The 14,970-nt window shown below is 64.1% G+C and carries 12 protein-coding genes; 4 read left to right on the forward strand and 8 right to left on the reverse strand.

All coding sequences use genetic code 11. The annotated features are described in order from the left end of the window. Positions 1–5 precede the first annotated feature (5 nt). Together EH209_RS17510 and EH209_RS17515 are read left to right on the forward strand one after the other, a co-directional pair. Positions 6–554, forward strand: a complete 549-nt coding sequence (locus EH209_RS17510) for a hypothetical protein (RefSeq protein WP_126664128.1) — start codon at positions 6–8, stop codon at positions 552–554. 106 nt (positions 555–660) lie between these two features. Then, positions 661–1,089, forward strand: coding sequence for a hypothetical protein (locus tag EH209_RS17515; RefSeq protein WP_126664129.1), 429 nt, complete (start codon positions 661–663; stop codon positions 1,087–1,089). A 379-nt stretch (positions 1,090–1,468) separates the two neighbouring features. Here EH209_RS17515 and EH209_RS17520 read toward each other — a convergent pair whose 3' ends face one another. The 8 genes from EH209_RS17520 to EH209_RS17550 form a co-directional block, all read right to left on the reverse strand. Next, positions 1,469–2,692 (reverse strand): putative manganese transporter, encoded by a 1,224-nt coding sequence (locus tag EH209_RS17520; protein ID WP_126664130.1) that lies wholly within the window; start codon positions 2,690–2,692, stop codon positions 1,469–1,471. A gap of 284 nt (positions 2,693–2,976) precedes the next feature. Continuing rightward, complete coding sequence (locus EH209_RS17525; protein WP_126664131.1) at positions 2,977–3,459, reverse strand: GNAT family N-acetyltransferase; 483 nt, start codon at positions 3,457–3,459, stop codon at positions 2,977–2,979. A gap of 261 nt (positions 3,460–3,720) precedes the next feature. Then, positions 3,721–3,879, reverse strand: a complete 159-nt coding sequence (locus EH209_RS24195; protein ID WP_164722070.1) for a hypothetical protein — start codon at positions 3,877–3,879, stop codon at positions 3,721–3,723. A 217-nt stretch (positions 3,880–4,096) separates the two neighbouring features. Further along, complete coding sequence (locus EH209_RS17530) at positions 4,097–5,419, reverse strand: ABC transporter ATP-binding protein (RefSeq protein WP_126664132.1); 1,323 nt, start codon at positions 5,417–5,419, stop codon at positions 4,097–4,099. Then, entirely contained in the window at positions 5,412–6,578 is a 1,167-nt protein-coding gene (locus EH209_RS17535) for an ABC transporter ATP-binding protein (RefSeq protein ID WP_126664133.1), read from the reverse strand. The genes EH209_RS17530 and EH209_RS17535 overlap by 8 nt, the downstream gene beginning before the upstream one ends. Position 6,579: 1 nt before the next feature. Continuing rightward, positions 6,580–7,611 (reverse strand): ABC transporter permease, encoded by a 1,032-nt coding sequence (locus EH209_RS17540; protein WP_126664134.1) that lies wholly within the window; start codon positions 7,609–7,611, stop codon positions 6,580–6,582. 2 nt (positions 7,612–7,613) lie between these two features. Continuing rightward, the gene (locus EH209_RS17545) at positions 7,614–8,615 is read right to left on the reverse strand and encodes an ABC transporter permease (protein WP_126664135.1); all 1,002 of its coding nucleotides are present in this window, start codon (positions 8,613–8,615) and stop codon (positions 7,614–7,616) included. A gap of 123 nt (positions 8,616–8,738) precedes the next feature. Continuing rightward, entirely contained in the window at positions 8,739–10,316 is a 1,578-nt protein-coding gene (locus EH209_RS17550; protein WP_126664136.1) for an ABC transporter substrate-binding protein, read from the reverse strand. Positions 10,317–10,622: 306 nt separating this feature from the next. Between EH209_RS17550 and EH209_RS17555 the strand changes: the two genes are divergently transcribed. Both EH209_RS17555 and EH209_RS17560 read left to right on the forward strand, forming a co-directional pair. Then, positions 10,623–11,042: a PPC domain-containing DNA-binding protein gene (locus tag EH209_RS17555; RefSeq protein WP_126664137.1), complete on the forward strand. Its 420-nt coding sequence runs from the start codon at positions 10,623–10,625 to the stop codon at positions 11,040–11,042. A gap of 1 nt (position 11,043) precedes the next feature. Further along, the gene (locus EH209_RS17560; protein ID WP_126664138.1) at positions 11,044–14,721 is read left to right on the forward strand and encodes a DNA polymerase II large subunit; all 3,678 of its coding nucleotides are present in this window, start codon (positions 11,044–11,046) and stop codon (positions 14,719–14,721) included. Positions 14,722–14,970: the final 249 nt, after the last annotated feature.

A 14,970-nucleotide genomic window follows, 5' to 3' on the forward strand; every position in this document is an offset into this window, starting at 1 on the left:
CATCCATGAGCTCTGCATACGATCAGGCATTGTCTCTCGAGCAAAAGGGCGAGTTAGCCTCGGCGGCGGTGCTCTACACCGACGCGGGATTCTCCAAACTGAATGATGCAGATTTCGAGTTCGGAACGAAGTACCGAGTCGGATTCACGACGCTGCTTAGAGCCATCAGCGCAGACGCACGTGCAGGCAACCAGACGCGTGCAACGGCGATTCGTGACGTCGTCGTGACATTGATCGAGCGTGCTGTCGACGCTGACTCTCGAGCGGACCGAATTCTTCAAGGGCTATATTATGAGTGGATCGGTGACGCCTATTTACTCACCCGCTCCGAACGAACTGCGGACTATTACCGAATGGCCCTCGAAACGTACGAGAACCACTCACAGAGTGAGTTCCTCTCGTGGGATATGGAGCAGGAGTTCGACTACGCACACTGGGCAGTGCAGTCGTACTTATCAGAGAACGGAATAGATATCGCTGAAGAACTTCCCTCTCTGGACTTTCCCTCCCGCATTGAAGCTAAACTCGAATACGCCGAATCGGACGAATCGTAACGGATCGCTCGAAGAGACGTATTCATCCACCTAACGAAGGGAATGAGATCATTGAAGATGTCGATATCGATGAACAAGCAGAGCCAATTCCAGAACTGGACACGCCATGATCAAATTTGAATTGAAAAATGAATATGGCGGCTGGAAAGTGACCGGTCTACCCGATAGTCTGCGATTCGTGGTGCAGACGCCGACAAAATCTATTACGTTTAATGCGTCACTTGAGGAACTGCTGCGAGCGTATGGACACATCTACCACGAAAAAGACGGGGTCATCCCTGTGTACACGTCAACGTTGGAATTCACCTTCCACGACGATACCTGTCGCCTCAGCACCAACGCGCACAGTACGCAAATAGACACATGCGAACTGAGAAACTCTTTCGAAGATTTACTCTTAGAAATATTCCAATCGAAAAATGGAAAAGATCCTGGGAGACGTGGCGATCAATTCGAACACGTTTCTACAAAACTTCGAAAGAAGGGGATCGGATATGATGTTTTCACGCTACATGACTCACTAGTTGATGATTGATCTGATATAGGACTGAGTTGTCTAGTTGGGACTTCCGCCGATATTCAACGACAGCTGTGCGAAATAAATAAAGATACTAATAATGTAACGAAGAAAACACACTCTGATCTCTCTATAGTCTCTATTCGTTGTTTAGAGCACGCTAAATCCGAGTTTCGCCACCCCGAAGACAGGCCCCACAGCAGGTGGAGCGCGACGCCGACGACGGCGGATAGGAATTGTAGATCGTGGCGAACGAGACCGCAGATAGCCAACTCGAGGGCGCGTACGCTGTCAGAGGCTCAGTGTAGTAATTTTTCGTGTGGAGCCGATCCTCGTCTAGCCGACGGTCCGTCTCGTCGGAACGGACCGCGGTCGCCTCGCGGCGTTCGAGTGACGATCAGAGCACGCCGAACCCGAACTCCGCCATCCCGAAGACGGGCGCCCACAGCAGGTGCAGCGCGACGCCGACGACGACCGCGGGCAGGAAGTTGTAGATCGTGGCGACGATCGCCGCTTTGGCGTCGACGGCCAGCAGCGGGAACAGGGCGTCGCCGTCCTGGGCGATCGCGTTGGCGGTCAGTGCCGAAAACGGCAGGCCGCCCTCGGCGTAGACGCTGGCCAGCAGAATCTGCGGGCCGCAACCCGGAATGAGGCCGACGACGGCGCCGCCGATCGGGGCGAGCACCCCGGCCGCCGAGGCGACGGTCGTGACGTCGATCCCCGTCAGGAGGACGGCGTACTCGTAGATGAGGAAGGCCACGAGCACCCAGACGGTGACGAAACTCGTCTCCATCGCCGCGTGGGTGAGCGTGTCGTACACCGAGCCGAAGGAGTCCCGCGCCCGGGCGATCTCCCCTTCGCCGACGTAGTGGCGGCCGACCGCGTAGAGGTACAGCGACAGCACCGCGCCGATGATGCCGACGACGGTGAAGAGGCCGTCGAAGCCGAGGCCGGCCGTCAGCGGGACCTCGGGACCGCCGCGGAGCAGGTAGAGACTCCCGAGGACGAGCCCCGCGACGGCCGCGATCCACCACAGGACGTGCGCGAGATGGGAGAGCGGGGTGAGAACCCGAGAGTGTCGATCCGGACCCGCGTCGTGCGCACACGCCGGCGACGGTCCGCCGTAGTCGTGGGCGGGGTTCGGTCCGACGCCGCCGTTGACGACGGTGCCGCCGTCGGCCATCGCCGGCGAGAGCTTCGCGACGGCGTTGTCGACTCGAGTGACGCCCAGCCCGACGGAGTCGACGAGGTAGCCCGTCGCGACCGACGCCGCGAAGGCGATGGCGTAGGCGTACAGCGCGGCTTCGGGGGCGAGCGCGAGGATGACGAACGCCGAGTCGCCCGCGGTCGCTCCGAGCGTCGCGACGACGGTCCCGAAGCTGACCGTGCCGCGGACGTACAGCGGCATGACGACGATCGCGCCGCCGCAGCCGGGGGTCAGCCCGAGGATGCCCCCGAACAGGACCTGGAGCCGCTCGTTGTCTTCGATCGCCGCGAGCGCGGCGCCGTCGGTTCGGTACTGGATCAGTCCGAACGCAAGCACCGTTACCGCGACGAACGCGCTCACTTGCACGTAGCCGTCCCGCAGCGACTCGAGGAGGACGGTCAGCAGTTCGTTCACGACACCTCACCCGCCGTTTGTGAGGGGACCGACAGAAGATTAGACATCTCTAAACATAGGTTTAGCAGCATGCGATATATAGTTGCTGGTGGCCCTTGCCGGTCGATGTGGCCACGGTCGAGCGATCGCTGCTACGGAGAGCGTCGGCCACGCTGCGTTCGCCGGCGCCACAAATCTCCAGTAATAGCGGTTGTCAGCGACCAGTCAGCGATCGGTGCGGCATCTCGAGAACAATCGCTCGAGTATGACTCGGTCGGTCGATTCGATCGCCGGGAGCCCGACGGTCAGAGATCGAGCGTGTAGACGACCTCCCGGCGCTCCTCGCCGCCAATCTCGACCGTGTCCTCGCCGGTTCGCTCGAATCCCTGTTCCTCGTAGAACCGCCGGCCGCCCTCGTTGGAAGCGAGGTCCATCGCCCGCATTCGCTCCATGTTGAAGTCCTGCAAGTCCTCGCAGAGCCGCTCGTGTAGCGCCGTCCCGATCCCCCGTCCTTGGTGGTCCGGGTGGACCGCCATCCGGAGGACGTCGCCTTCCGCCTCGCTGACGACGCCGTGGGTGAAGCCGACCACCTCGCCGTCGGCTTCGGCGACGAGAAACGCCGTCCCCGGTTTTGACAGCGCCTGCTCGAGTCGCTCGTCGCCGTACCAGTCGTCGATCGTCTCGTCGATCGCGTGGGACTCGAGTTCGTCGTACGTTTCGTGCCAGGTGTCGCGAGCGACGCTCCTGATCTCCGAACGATCCTCGAGGGTGGCCGGTCGAAGTTCCATACCGCCCGCTACACCACCGGCTATCAAAGTGGTTTCACCCACTCTGTGGGGTTGTAGCAGGTGGCTAGAACGGTCGCTTCGAGTGGAACCGAAACGGGAGTCGAACGACGGTTGCGGGACGAGGTCGAACGGTAGAACTCCCTGCGAACGACTGTCGAGCCAGGGGAGGCCGACGACTGCACTCGACGCGATCGCTACGAAGTTAGTCTCGAGTGGAAGGAGAGGGGTCGAGATCGCGGACGGAGAGCATCGCGATCGTCCTCACCCGGTGAGGAACCCACCGGTCGGGATACGCGTCGTGGGCGTACCGTCCTCGTTCGTCGACGCATCGTCGCCGAAGTCGGGGGAGTGGCGGATCGTTCGTCGGGCCTTTGCCAGTCGCTGCGTGCTTGCCGTGACGGTGGCGAGTATCTTACTCATACACGAGTAAAGAAGCATGGGGCGCATATAAGTATTTTCGAAATGAAAGATCGTGTGGGTGCGGCGGTAACGAGCGGAGATCTTCCTATCGATCGAACGAGTGACTTAGAACCTCTAGATCGTGAATTTGGGTGATTTACCAATAGGTATGACCAGACCTAGAGGATGATTCACAAAGGTATAAAATAAGATAGGTCGGTGGTATCGGCGCGAGCGGTCAGCGATGAAGGTGACATGCGGCGAAGTGTTCGCCTGAGCCAACGGTCGACTCGAGTTGGTACGCGGGCCGCTCCCGAGCGCAGATACTCTGCTCGGCAAACGACTCGAGCAAGAGGGAACTCGCTTCGTCCCAGTCGTCCTCGTCGACCGCGTCGCCGCGGTCGGTCGCGATCCGGTCGATCGCCTCGGTGACGGTTTCGCCGGCCTCGCCGCCGGGCGGTTGGCCGCCGAAGAACTCTCGGCGGATCTCGTCGGCCGACATCGCCTCGAAGGTCCGGCGTTTGACCGCCCGCATGAACGCGCGGGTGTGGGCCCACTCCTCGTCGGTCAGGTCGTACTCCGCCGGCGCGATCAGCCGCGGACACCGCGTTCGGAACCGACAGCCGGAGGGCGGATCCTGCGGGCTCGGCACCTCCCCCTCAAGGACGCCGCGGACGCCCGACTCCCGCGGATCCGGGACGGGAATGGACTCGAGCAACGCCTTCGTGTAGGGGTGTTGGGGATTCTCGAACAGCTCCTCCTTCTCGGCGACCTCGACCATGTGGCCCAGGTACATCACCGCCACGCGGTCGGAGACGTAGCGGATGACCGAGAGGTCGTGGGCGATGAAGAGGTAGGTCAGGCCGAACTCCTCCTGGAGTTCGTCCATCGTGTTCATCACCTGGGCCTGAATGGAGACGTCGAGCGCGGAGACGGGTTCGTCACAGACCACGAAGTCGGGGTCGACCGACAGCGCCCGCGCGAGGTTGATCCGCTGGCGCTGGCCCCCCGAGAATGCGTGAGGGTGGCGGTTGTAGTGGCGCGGGTCGAGCCCGACCTTCTCGAGCAGTTCCTTCGCCCGCGCCTCTCGGCCCTCGTCGTCTAACATGTCGTGGGCTCGCATCGGCTCCTCGATGATCTGGCCTACCTTCATACGGGGGTCGAGCGACGACTGGGGGTCCTGGAAGATCATCTGCATGTCCGAGCGCATGCGCCGCAGCTCCTCGCCGCCGAGGTCGGCCAGGTTCCGGCCCTTGAAGTAGATGTCCCCCTCGGTCGGCTCGAGCAGGCGCAGGATCGTCCGCCCGAGCGTGCTCTTCCCGCAGCCGGACTCGCCGACGAGTCCGAGGGTCTCCCCGGGTTGGATCTCGAGCGAGACGTCGTCGACCGCTTGCACCGTCCCGGGATCCATGCTGATCGGCGGGAACTGATCGGGCTCGAACTGCAGCCCCGCGAACAGCCCTGACTCTTGGGCGAAGTGCTTCGAGACGGCGTCGAGTTCGAGCAGCGGGCCGTCGCCCTCGTAGCCGCTGTCGTCGCCCAACCGGAGGTCGCTACTCACGGCGCTCACCTCCGTCGTCGGCCGTCGGGTTCGGGGCGAGGCCGGACTCGGAGTCAGTGTCGACGGAATCCTCCCCGCTCGGCGTCGGTTCGCGGTCCTCGAGCGGCGGACTCTCGTCGTAGCCCACGTCGAAGACGTCGTGTTTCACGCAGGCCGCCCGGTGGGGTTCGCCGTCGCCCGCGACGATCTTCGGCTCGGGGTGGACCCGCTTGCACACCTCCCGCGCGTGGGGACAGCGCGGGTGGAACCGACAGCCCGAGGGCGGGTCGATCGCTTCGGGCATCACGCCCTCGATGGGCTCGAGGTCGCCGACGGTCCGGTCGGGGCGCGGCATCGAGTCGAGCAGGGCATCCGTGTAGGGGTGTTTAGTGTCGTAGAAGAGGTCGTCGACGGCGGCCTGTTCGATGATCTCGCCGAGGTACATGACGTTCACGCGGTCGCAAATCTCCGCGACGACGCCCAGATCGTGGGTGACCCAGATAAAACTCGTCCCGTACTTCGCCTGGAGCTCGTCGACCAGATCGAGGATCTGGCCCTCCACGGTGACGTCGAGCGCCGTCGTCGGCTCGTCGGCGATGATGAGGCTTGGCTCGCAGGCCAGAGCCATCGCGATGAGCACGCGCTGGCGCATTCCCCCGGAGAACTGGTGGGGGTACTCCTCGTAGCGCTGCTCGGGATCGGGGATACCGACCTCCCGAAGCATGTCGATCGCCTCCGCTTTCGCCTCGTCCTCTCCGAGGCCGCGGTTGAGTTCGATGAACTCCCGGAGCTGTCCACCCACCGTGAAGACAGGGTTGAGCGACTCCATCGGATCCTGGAAGATCACCGCGATCTCGTTGCCCCGGATCCGGGTCCGGATCTCCTCGTTCGAGAGCACGTCGTCGCGCTCCCGGAGTTCGCCGTTCGGCCCCTCCTCGAGGCCGAAGATCGTCTCGCCCTTGTAGGTGATCTCGCCGGCGACGATCTCGCCGGGATCCTCGACGAGCCGCAGCAGGCTCATCGAGGCGACCGACTTGCCGGCGCCGCTCTCGCCGACGAGGCCGACGATCTCGCCCTCGTGGACCTCGAAGGAGATCCCGTCGACTGCGCGCACTGTACCGGTTTCCGTGAAGAACTGCGTCTTGAGGTTCTCGACGCGAAGGAGTGGTTCGGAGCTCATGTTAGTCGTTGATCCGCGGGTCGAGGGCGTCCTGTAAGCCATCGCCGAACAGGTTGAAGCCCATGATGGTGATCATGATCGCGATTCCCGGCCAGATCGACAGCCAGACGTTCGAGTGCATGTAGCCGTGGGCGGTCCTGAGCATCGCGCCCCAGTCCGGCGTCGGGGGCTGGGCGCCGTAGCCGAGAAACGAGAGACCGGCAACGATGAGGATCGTCACGCCGATTTGCAGCGTCGCGTACACCAGCACCGGCGCGAAGCTGTTCGGAATGACGTGTCTGAGGATGATGTTGCGATCCCTGACCCCCGCCGCCCGCGCCGCCTCGATGTAGTCCATCTCGCGGATGCTCAGGACCCGGCTCCGGATGATGCGCGCGAACACCGGGATGAACGTGATCCCGACGCCCAGCACCGCGTACCAGATGTTCGCCCCGCCGACGAAGACGGTGAAGACGATGATGAGGATCAGCGGCGGGATCGAGTAGACCGTTTCGACGGCCCGCATCAGGACGTCGTCGATGCGGCCGCCGTAGTAGCCGGCGACGGCGCCGATGAGCGTTCCGCCGAGCAGTCCGATAAAGGCCGATATCAGCCCGACGAACACCGACACCTGGGTGCCGTAGACGATCCGCGTGAAGTAGTCCCGACCGGCGCGGTCGGTTCCGAGCGGGTGCTCGAGGGTGCCGCCCGCCGGCAGCGGGTTCCACGACTGCTCCGCGAGCGGGAAGTACGGCGGCACGTGCGCCTGGCCTTCGCCCGGCGCCGGGATGTGGGTGGGGTGGTCGAAGATCGGGATCGCCCGCGCGAAGGTAAAGTCCGACAGCAGTCCGAACGTGAGCAGCGAGAGGTTGCTATCGATCAGGGCGTACACCGCGACGAACAGCACGAACGAGACGATGTACAGCCCCCAGCGGGCCGTCGTGTCCCGTTTGACCTGCGCGACGGTGTACCGCCAGCCGACGCGCGCTTCGACTTCTTCGTCCTCCGCGACCGATTCAGAGCCGCCTTCGATCTGTGATTCGCCAACTGCCATGCTTATTCACTCTCTCCGTAGGTGACGCGCGGGTCGACGTACGCGTAGGAAATGTCGGTGATGATGACGCCGATCACGAACAGGAACCCGAGCATCATCGTGATCCCCATCACGAGCTGGTAGTCGTTCTGGGCGATCGCGTCGACGAATAGCCGACCCATACCGTTGATGTTGAATACCGTTTCGACCAGCACCGCGCCGCCGATCGCCGTCGACAGGTTCAGCCCGACGATCGTGATGATCGGCAGCTGGGCCACGTTGAAGGCGTGCTTTCGCAGGATCGTCCGCTCGGGCACGCCGTAGGCGCGGGCCAGCTTGACGTACTCGCCCTGCAGCGACTCGATCATCTGGGTGCGCTCGACGCGCATGATCGTCGCCATCTGGAGTGTCCCCAGCGCGATCATCGGCAACAGCAGGTGCCTGAGCGTCTCGTAGTACAGCTCCGGGTAGCTGCTGATTCCTCGAACGGAATCGGGCGATCGCCAGGGATAGACGAGCCCGCTCGAGGGGAACCAGCCGAGTTTGACTGCGAAGATCAGGATCAGGACGATCCCGATCCAGAACGACGGCGTGCTGACGCCGAAGAGGGCGACGATCCGCGAGACGTGATCGGTCGGTTCGTTGCGCTTGTTCGCGGCGATGATGCCGAGCGGGATCGCCGTCACGAGGGCGAACGCGTACGCGGACAGGACCAACAACAGGGTCGGACCGACCCGCTCCAGCATTAGGTCCGCGACCGGGCGCCGGTAGTAGATGCTCCGGCCGAAGTCGCCCTGCAACAGGCCGGCCATGTACGTCACGTACCGCTCGTGTAACGGCTGGTCCAGTCCGTACCGCTGTTCGATCGCTCTGACCTGTGCTTCGGTGTGCTCCTGTCCCTGGAGCATGAGGCTGACGGGATCGCCCGGGCCCAGGTTCGCCAGCAGGAACGTGATGACGGAGATCCCGATCAGGACGGGGATCGCCTGTAGGATCCTGTATGTCGTGTACTTGAGTAGTTTCATTGGTCCGCGGGTTGATGGTGGTCTCGTCGCTGCGCCGGTGCCGGCGGTGGCGCGGGACGGCGGTCGCGCGGACCGCCGGGAAATCGGTCGACAGCACCGAACGCGTCCTGCGAGCCGGCGCGCTCACTCGACCGAGACGTTCGCGTAGTCCGAGACGAAGGTCGGGTTGTACGTGGCGTCCGGATGGGCCTGCAGATCCTGCACATAGTCGCGCGAGGCCATCGTGTTGTCCTGCGTGAACGCGGGTAGCGCCGGCAGTTGCTCGACGATCTCCCGGATGATCGGCTCGTAAATCTCGTAGCGCCCCTCCTGATCGGCCATGTTACGCGCCTGTGCCAGTCCCTCGTGGAAGCCGTCGCTACCCTCGTAGAAGTGGCCCTGATTGAGCTCTTCCTGGCTCTCGTGGAACAGCGAGTAGAGGTAGAAGTCCGGATCGGGACCGCCGCTCCACCCCAGCAGGTACATGTTGTAGTCGTCCGCGTTGCCCGTGGTGTAGGTGTCCACGAGCGTCGAGAAGTCGAGCTGCTGGACGTCGGCCCCGTAGCCGATCTCGTCGAGCCGCGTGGCGATCCGTTCGGCGAGTTGCGCGCGGATCCCCTCCGGCGTGATGATCGTCGGCGCGAAGTCGTCGGGCGCGTGCTCGTCTAACAGCGACTGGGCCTCGTCGGGATCGTACCCCGGCAGGAGCTCCTGGTACTCGTCTTCGGGGAATCCCCAGACCTCGTTGACGACCGGCGGAATCGGGCTGTACATCGGCGAGGTCACGTTCGCGGCGTTGGACTCGATGAAATCCTCCATCGAGAACGAGTAGGCGATCCCCCGGCGGACCTCTGGGCTGGTCGTGGGCCCCTCGTTGCAGTTGAACGCCATGTACATGTACGTGGCACTCTCGGCCGAGTGGAGGTTCACCCCCTGCTCGTTCTCGAGGACGTCCCAGTCGTCGTTCGGAACGCCCGCGATCACGTCGGTGTTCTCGGCCCGGATGTCCGAGACCCGCCCCGCCGAGTCGTCGTGGGCCACGAACCGGACTCGCTCCAAGTTCGGCTCCAGATCGTCCCAGTAGTCGTCCCACCGCGCGATTTCGACGTAATCGCCCTCGAGTTCTTCGAAGGTGAACGGACCGCTCCCCACCGGCTCCCTGTTGAACGCCTCGGAATCCTCAGACCGGACGCTTTCGGGCACCACCGTCACGCCCATCGTCTGGAGTTCGAACGGGCCGTACGGTTCCTCGCCGAGGTCGACCTGCAACTGGTAGTCGTCGATGACCTCGGTGCTCTCGATCATGTCGTACTCGGCGGCGTTCTCCGTCTCCTCCTCGACGGGGGCGGTAAACGAATAGGCGACGTCCGAGGCGGTCACGTCGTCACCGTTGTGGAACTCGGCCGCCTCCTCGATCTCGAAGATATAGCGCGTCCCCTCGCGCTCGACGGTCGGTTCGCCCGTCGCGATCTTCGGCTGGAGCTTGAGGTCCTCGCCGAACTCGTAGAGTCCGTCGAAGACGTGGTTGATCACTTGGAAGCTGTAGACGTCGTTCGAAACGACGGGGTCGAACTGATCCTCCCGTGATTGCTCTTGCGTGAAATGGAAGGCGTCGCCGTCGCCATCACCCCCACCGATGCACCCTGCGACCGCTGCCGCGGAGACGGCAACACCTGAGGCGAGGAGCCGCCGTCGAGTTACTGCTGAGCTACGTTGCACCATAGCATATGATATGCTATCACGAACCAGATATAGTTTTTGCCGCATCACATATCGTCTCGGAAAATAATGTCCAATGATATACGGAAATAAGGCCTCATGAGAATGTCTGGGCGGTATAGACGATTATTGGACATGCAAGCACCATCGTGTTCATAGACCTTCGATACTGTGCGCAGTCGCCACTCTCTCGTCGTTGTCGTCGTCAATCTCCCGCGGGGGTAGTGTCCCCTGCTGGCGACTCGGCAGGGACCGCACCTTGGTAGCCAACCGGAGAGCTTTTTCTATCGGCAGATACAGATGTGGGATATGAACTACCGCACCGTCGAGACGACGGACGAGTACGTCGCTCGCCTCGAGCACGGCGCCGACTGGCGGGCCGAGATCGAGTCGCTCGCGGGCGAGGTCGACGCCGACGCAGCCTGGTTTACCGCCCTCGGCGCGGTGCAGGACGCGGAACTCTGGTTTTACGATCAGGACGAGTGCGAGTACTACCCAATCGAGTTCGACGAACCGCTCGAGGTCGCGACCTGCGTGGGGAACGTCTCGTGGCTCGGCGGAGACCGATTTGCCCACACCCACGCCGTCCTCTCGGACGACGAGGGGACGACGTATTCCGGCCACCTGAACGAGGCGACGGTCTGGGCCGGCGAGGTCTACATGCGCGTCTTCGCGGACGAACTCGAGCGCGAACACGACGAAACCACCGATCTGGACCTGTGGCTCTGACATGCGCGAGGTAGACGAACGGTACTTCGAGCGCCTCGAGTCCCGATTGGACGAGGCCTTCGACGTCGCCAAACGGGCCAAGGAACGCGGCGCCGATCCGAAACCCGAGGTCGAGATTCCGACCGCGCGAGACATGGCCGACCGCGTCGAGAACATCCTTGGAATCGATGGCGTCGCCGAACGCGTCCGCGAACTCGAGGGAGAGATGAGCCGTGAGGAGGCGGCGCTCGAACTCGCCGAGGACTTCGCCGAGGGCCGGGTCGGCGACTACGAGTCCAGGGCCGGGAAGGTCGAGGGCGCGGTCCGCACCGCGGTCGCCCTGCTGACCGAAGGGGTCGTCGCCGCCCCCATCGAGGGGATCGACAAGGTCGAAATCCTCGAAAACGACGACGGGACGGAGTTCGTCAACGTCTACTATGCCGGCCCGATCCGGTCGGCTGGCGGGACCGCGCAGGCCCTCTCCGTGCTCGTGGCCGACTACACCCGCGCGCTCGTGGGCATCGAGCAGTTCAACGCCCGCGACGAGGAGATCGAGCGCTACGCCGAGGAGATCGCCCTCTACGACAAGGAGACGGGCCTCCAGTACACGCCCAAGGACAAGGAGACGAAGTTCATCGCCAAGCACATGCCGATCATGCTGGACGGCGAGGCCACCGGCGACGAGGAGGTCTCGGGCTTTCGCGACTTAGAGCGGGTCGACACCAACAGCGCCCGCGGCGGGATGTGTCTGGTCATGGCCGAGGGGATCGCGCTCAAGGCGCCGAAGATCCAGCGCTACACCCGCAACCTGGACGAGATCGACTGGCCGTGGCTCCAGGACCTGATCGACGGCACCTACTACGACGACGCGGCCGACGAAGGGGACGGCGAGGACGACGCCGACGAGGATGAGGCCGCTGACGACGAGAGCGAGGGCGAGGACCCCGCGGACGGCGACGACGCCGACGAACCGCAGGGTCCCCCGCGCGTCGACGAGTCCACGAAGTTCCTCCGGGACCTGATCGCCGGCCGCCCCGTCTTCTCACACCCCTGCGCGGAAGGCGGGTTCCGACTGCGCTACGGTCGCGCACGCAATCACGGGTTCGCGACCGCCGGTGTCCACCCCGCCGCGATGCACCTCGTCGACGACTTCCTCGCGACCGGCACCCAGATCAAGACCGAGCGCCCCGGCAAGGCGGCGGGGGTCGTCCCCGTCGACTCCATCGAGGGGCCGACGGTCAAACTGGCCAACGGCGACGTCCGCCGGATCGACGACCCCGAGGACGCCCTCGAGATCAGAAACGGCGTCGAGAAGATTCTGGACCTGGGCGAGTACCTGGTCAACTACGGCGAGTTCGTCGAGAACAACCACCCGCTCGCGCCCGCCTCCTACACCTACGAGTGGTGGGTCCAGGACTTAGCGGCCGCCGGCGCCGACGTGCAAGCCCTCGAGGACGACCCGCGGATCGATCTCGAGTTCCCCGACCCCGAGGAGGCAGTGGAGTGGGCCATCGAGTACGACGCGCCGCTCCATCCCGAGTACACCTACCTCTGGCACGACATCTCCGTCGACGCCTTCTGCGACCTCGCGGCGGCGGTCGCCGACGGCCGGATCGAGCAGGACGGCGACGGCAGCGTGAACGGAAACGGGGACGACAGCATCCTCGTCCTCGAGCACGACAACGCCGTGGCCGACGCCCTCGAGACGATCGTCATCGAGCACCGCCAGCGCGACGGCGAGGACCGCATCGAAGTCGACGACTGGCGGCCGTTCGCCCGCACCGTCGGCTACGAACCGCGGCGGGCCGTCGCCGACGGCGCGGCGCTCGAACCCGACGTCGACCCGGACGAGCGAGCGGAGGAAGCGGAACCCAGCATCGAACTCGAGCGCACCTGGAGCGACGAGGACCTCTCCGACCGCGCCCGCAACTGGGGCCGCGAGGACGAACCCGACGGCGCCAACGCCATCGAGGCGGTCAACGAGGTCGCCCCCTTCCAGGTTCGGGAACGCGCCCCCACGCGGATCGGCAACCGAATGGGACGCCCGGAGAAATCCGAGAGCCGCGACCTCAGCCCGCCCGTGCACACGCTGTTCCCGATCGGCGAGGCCGGCGGCGCACAGCGCAATGTCGCCGACGCCGCTAAACACGCCGAGACGATGTCCGACACCCCCGGCGTCGTCGAACTCCAGGTCGGCCGCCAGCGCTGTCCCGACTGTGCGACGGAGACGTTCAAGAACCGCTGTCCGGAGTGCGACGCGCGGACCGAACCCGACTACCGCTGTCCCGACTGCGACGAGTCCCTCGAGCCCGACGACGCCGGCCGCGTGGAGTGCGACCGCTGTGAGCGCGAAGGCACCTGCGTCGAGGTCCGCGAGATCGACGTCAACGACGAGTTCCGCTCGGCCCTCGAGTCGGTCGGCGAACGCGAGAACGCCTTCGAGATCCTGAAAGGCGTCAAGGGGCTGTCCTCGACGAACAAGATCCCCGAACCCATCGAGAAGGGGATCCTGCGCGCGAAACACGACGTCTCGGCGTTCAAGGACGGCACCGTCCGCTACGACATGACCGACCTCCCGGTCACGTCCGTCCGCGCCAGCGAACTCGATATCGACGTCGGCCAGCTGCAGGCGCTTGGCTACGAGGAGGATATCCACGGCGAGCCGCTGACCCACGAGGACCAGCTCGTGGAGCTGAAGGTCCAGGACATCGTCCTCTCGAACGGCGCCGCCGAGCACATGCTGCAAACGGCCGACTTTATCGACGACCTGCTGGAGCAGTACTACGGCCTCGAGCCGTTCTACGAGTTCGAGGATCGGCAGGAACTGGTCGGAGAGCTGGTGTTCGGGATGGCTCCTCACACGAGCGCGGCAACTGTCGGGAGAGTTATCGGCTTCACGAGCGCGGCAGTCGGATACGCTCATCCGTACTTCCACGCCGCGAAGCGGCGCAACTGCGACGGTGACGAGGACTGCGTGATGCTCCTCCTCGACGGACTTCTCAACTTCAGCAAGTCTTTCCTGCCCGACCAGCGCGGGGGGAAGATGGACGCCCCCCTCGTCATGTCCTCCCGCATCGATCCCTCCGAAATTGACGACGAGGCCCACAACATGGATGTCGTCTCGCAGTACCCCCGCGAGTTCTTCCTCGCGACCCGCGAGCAGGCCGACCCGGAGGACGTCGACGTCGAAATCGCCGAGGACACCCTGGGCACCGACACCGAGTATACCGGTTTCGAGCACACCCACGACACCACCGACATCGCGATGGGGCCCGACCTCTCGGCGTACAAGACGCTGGGCTCGATGATGGACAAGATGGACGCCCAGCTCGAGCTCTCGCGGAAACTCGAGGCCGTCGACGAGACCGACGTCGCCGAGCGGGTCATCGAATACCACTTCCTGCCGGACCTGATCGGGAACCTGCGAGCCTTCTCCCGACAGGAGACTCGCTGTCTCGACTGCGGCGAGAAGTTCCGTCGGATGCCCCTGACCGGCGACTGTCGCGAATGCGGCGGCCGCGTCAACCTCACCGTCCACAAGGGCTCCGTGAACAAGTACATGCAGACCGCGATTCAGGTCGCCGACGAGTACGATTGTCGCGACTACACGAAACAGCGGCTCGAAGTGCTCGAGCGCTCGCTCGAGAGCATCTTCGAGAACGACAAGAACAAGCAGAGCGGGATTGAAGATTTCATGTAGCCCAAACTTTTGCTCTGCGTGCGGTCGCGGAGCGACCGCACTCGGCAAAACTTTGATGAAAAGCATTCCTCCCTCCCCTGGCTCGCGGCGATGCCGCTCGCCTCAACGCGGCGCGTAGCGCCGCGCTTTCCGGGTCGGTCGTCGGCCCGCTCGAGAGCGCCTGCGGCGCTCTCTCGCGGTCGGTGTCGGTGAATCGCCTGCCCTTCCCCGAGTCGTGGACTCCTCACGTTGTTCGGAGTCCACTCCCGG

This window comes from Haloterrigena salifodinae (genome assembly GCF_003977755.1).
GTDB classification, from domain to species: Archaea; Halobacteriota; Halobacteria; order Halobacteriales; family Natrialbaceae; genus Haloterrigena; species Haloterrigena salifodinae.

Excerpts from the sequence above, each read along its gene's own strand:
- EH209_RS17510 (WP_126664128.1), top strand. The coding sequence starts at position 6 with ATGAGCTCTGCATACGATCAGGCATTGTCTCTCGAGCAAAAGGGCGAG.
- EH209_RS17515 (WP_126664129.1), top strand. The coding sequence starts at position 661 with ATGATCAAATTTGAATTGAAAAATGAATATGGCGGCTGGAAAGTGACC.
- EH209_RS17525 (WP_126664131.1), bottom strand. The coding sequence starts at position 3,459 with ATGGAACTTCGACCGGCCACCCTCGAGGATCGTTCGGAGATCAGGAGC.
- EH209_RS24195 (WP_164722070.1), bottom strand. The coding sequence starts at position 3,879 with ATGAGTAAGATACTCGCCACCGTCACGGCAAGCACGCAGCGACTGGCA.
- EH209_RS17535 (WP_126664133.1), bottom strand. The coding sequence starts at position 6,578 with ATGAGCTCCGAACCACTCCTTCGCGTCGAGAACCTCAAGACGCAGTTC.
- EH209_RS17540 (WP_126664134.1), bottom strand. The coding sequence starts at position 7,611 with ATGGCAGTTGGCGAATCACAGATCGAAGGCGGCTCTGAATCGGTCGCG.
- EH209_RS17545 (WP_126664135.1), bottom strand. The coding sequence starts at position 8,615 with ATGAAACTACTCAAGTACACGACATACAGGATCCTACAGGCGATCCCC.
- EH209_RS17550 (WP_126664136.1), bottom strand. The coding sequence starts at position 10,316 with ATGGTGCAACGTAGCTCAGCAGTAACTCGACGGCGGCTCCTCGCCTCA.
- EH209_RS17555 (WP_126664137.1), top strand. The coding sequence starts at position 10,623 with ATGAACTACCGCACCGTCGAGACGACGGACGAGTACGTCGCTCGCCTC.
- EH209_RS17560 (WP_126664138.1), top strand. The coding sequence starts at position 11,044 with ATGCGCGAGGTAGACGAACGGTACTTCGAGCGCCTCGAGTCCCGATTG.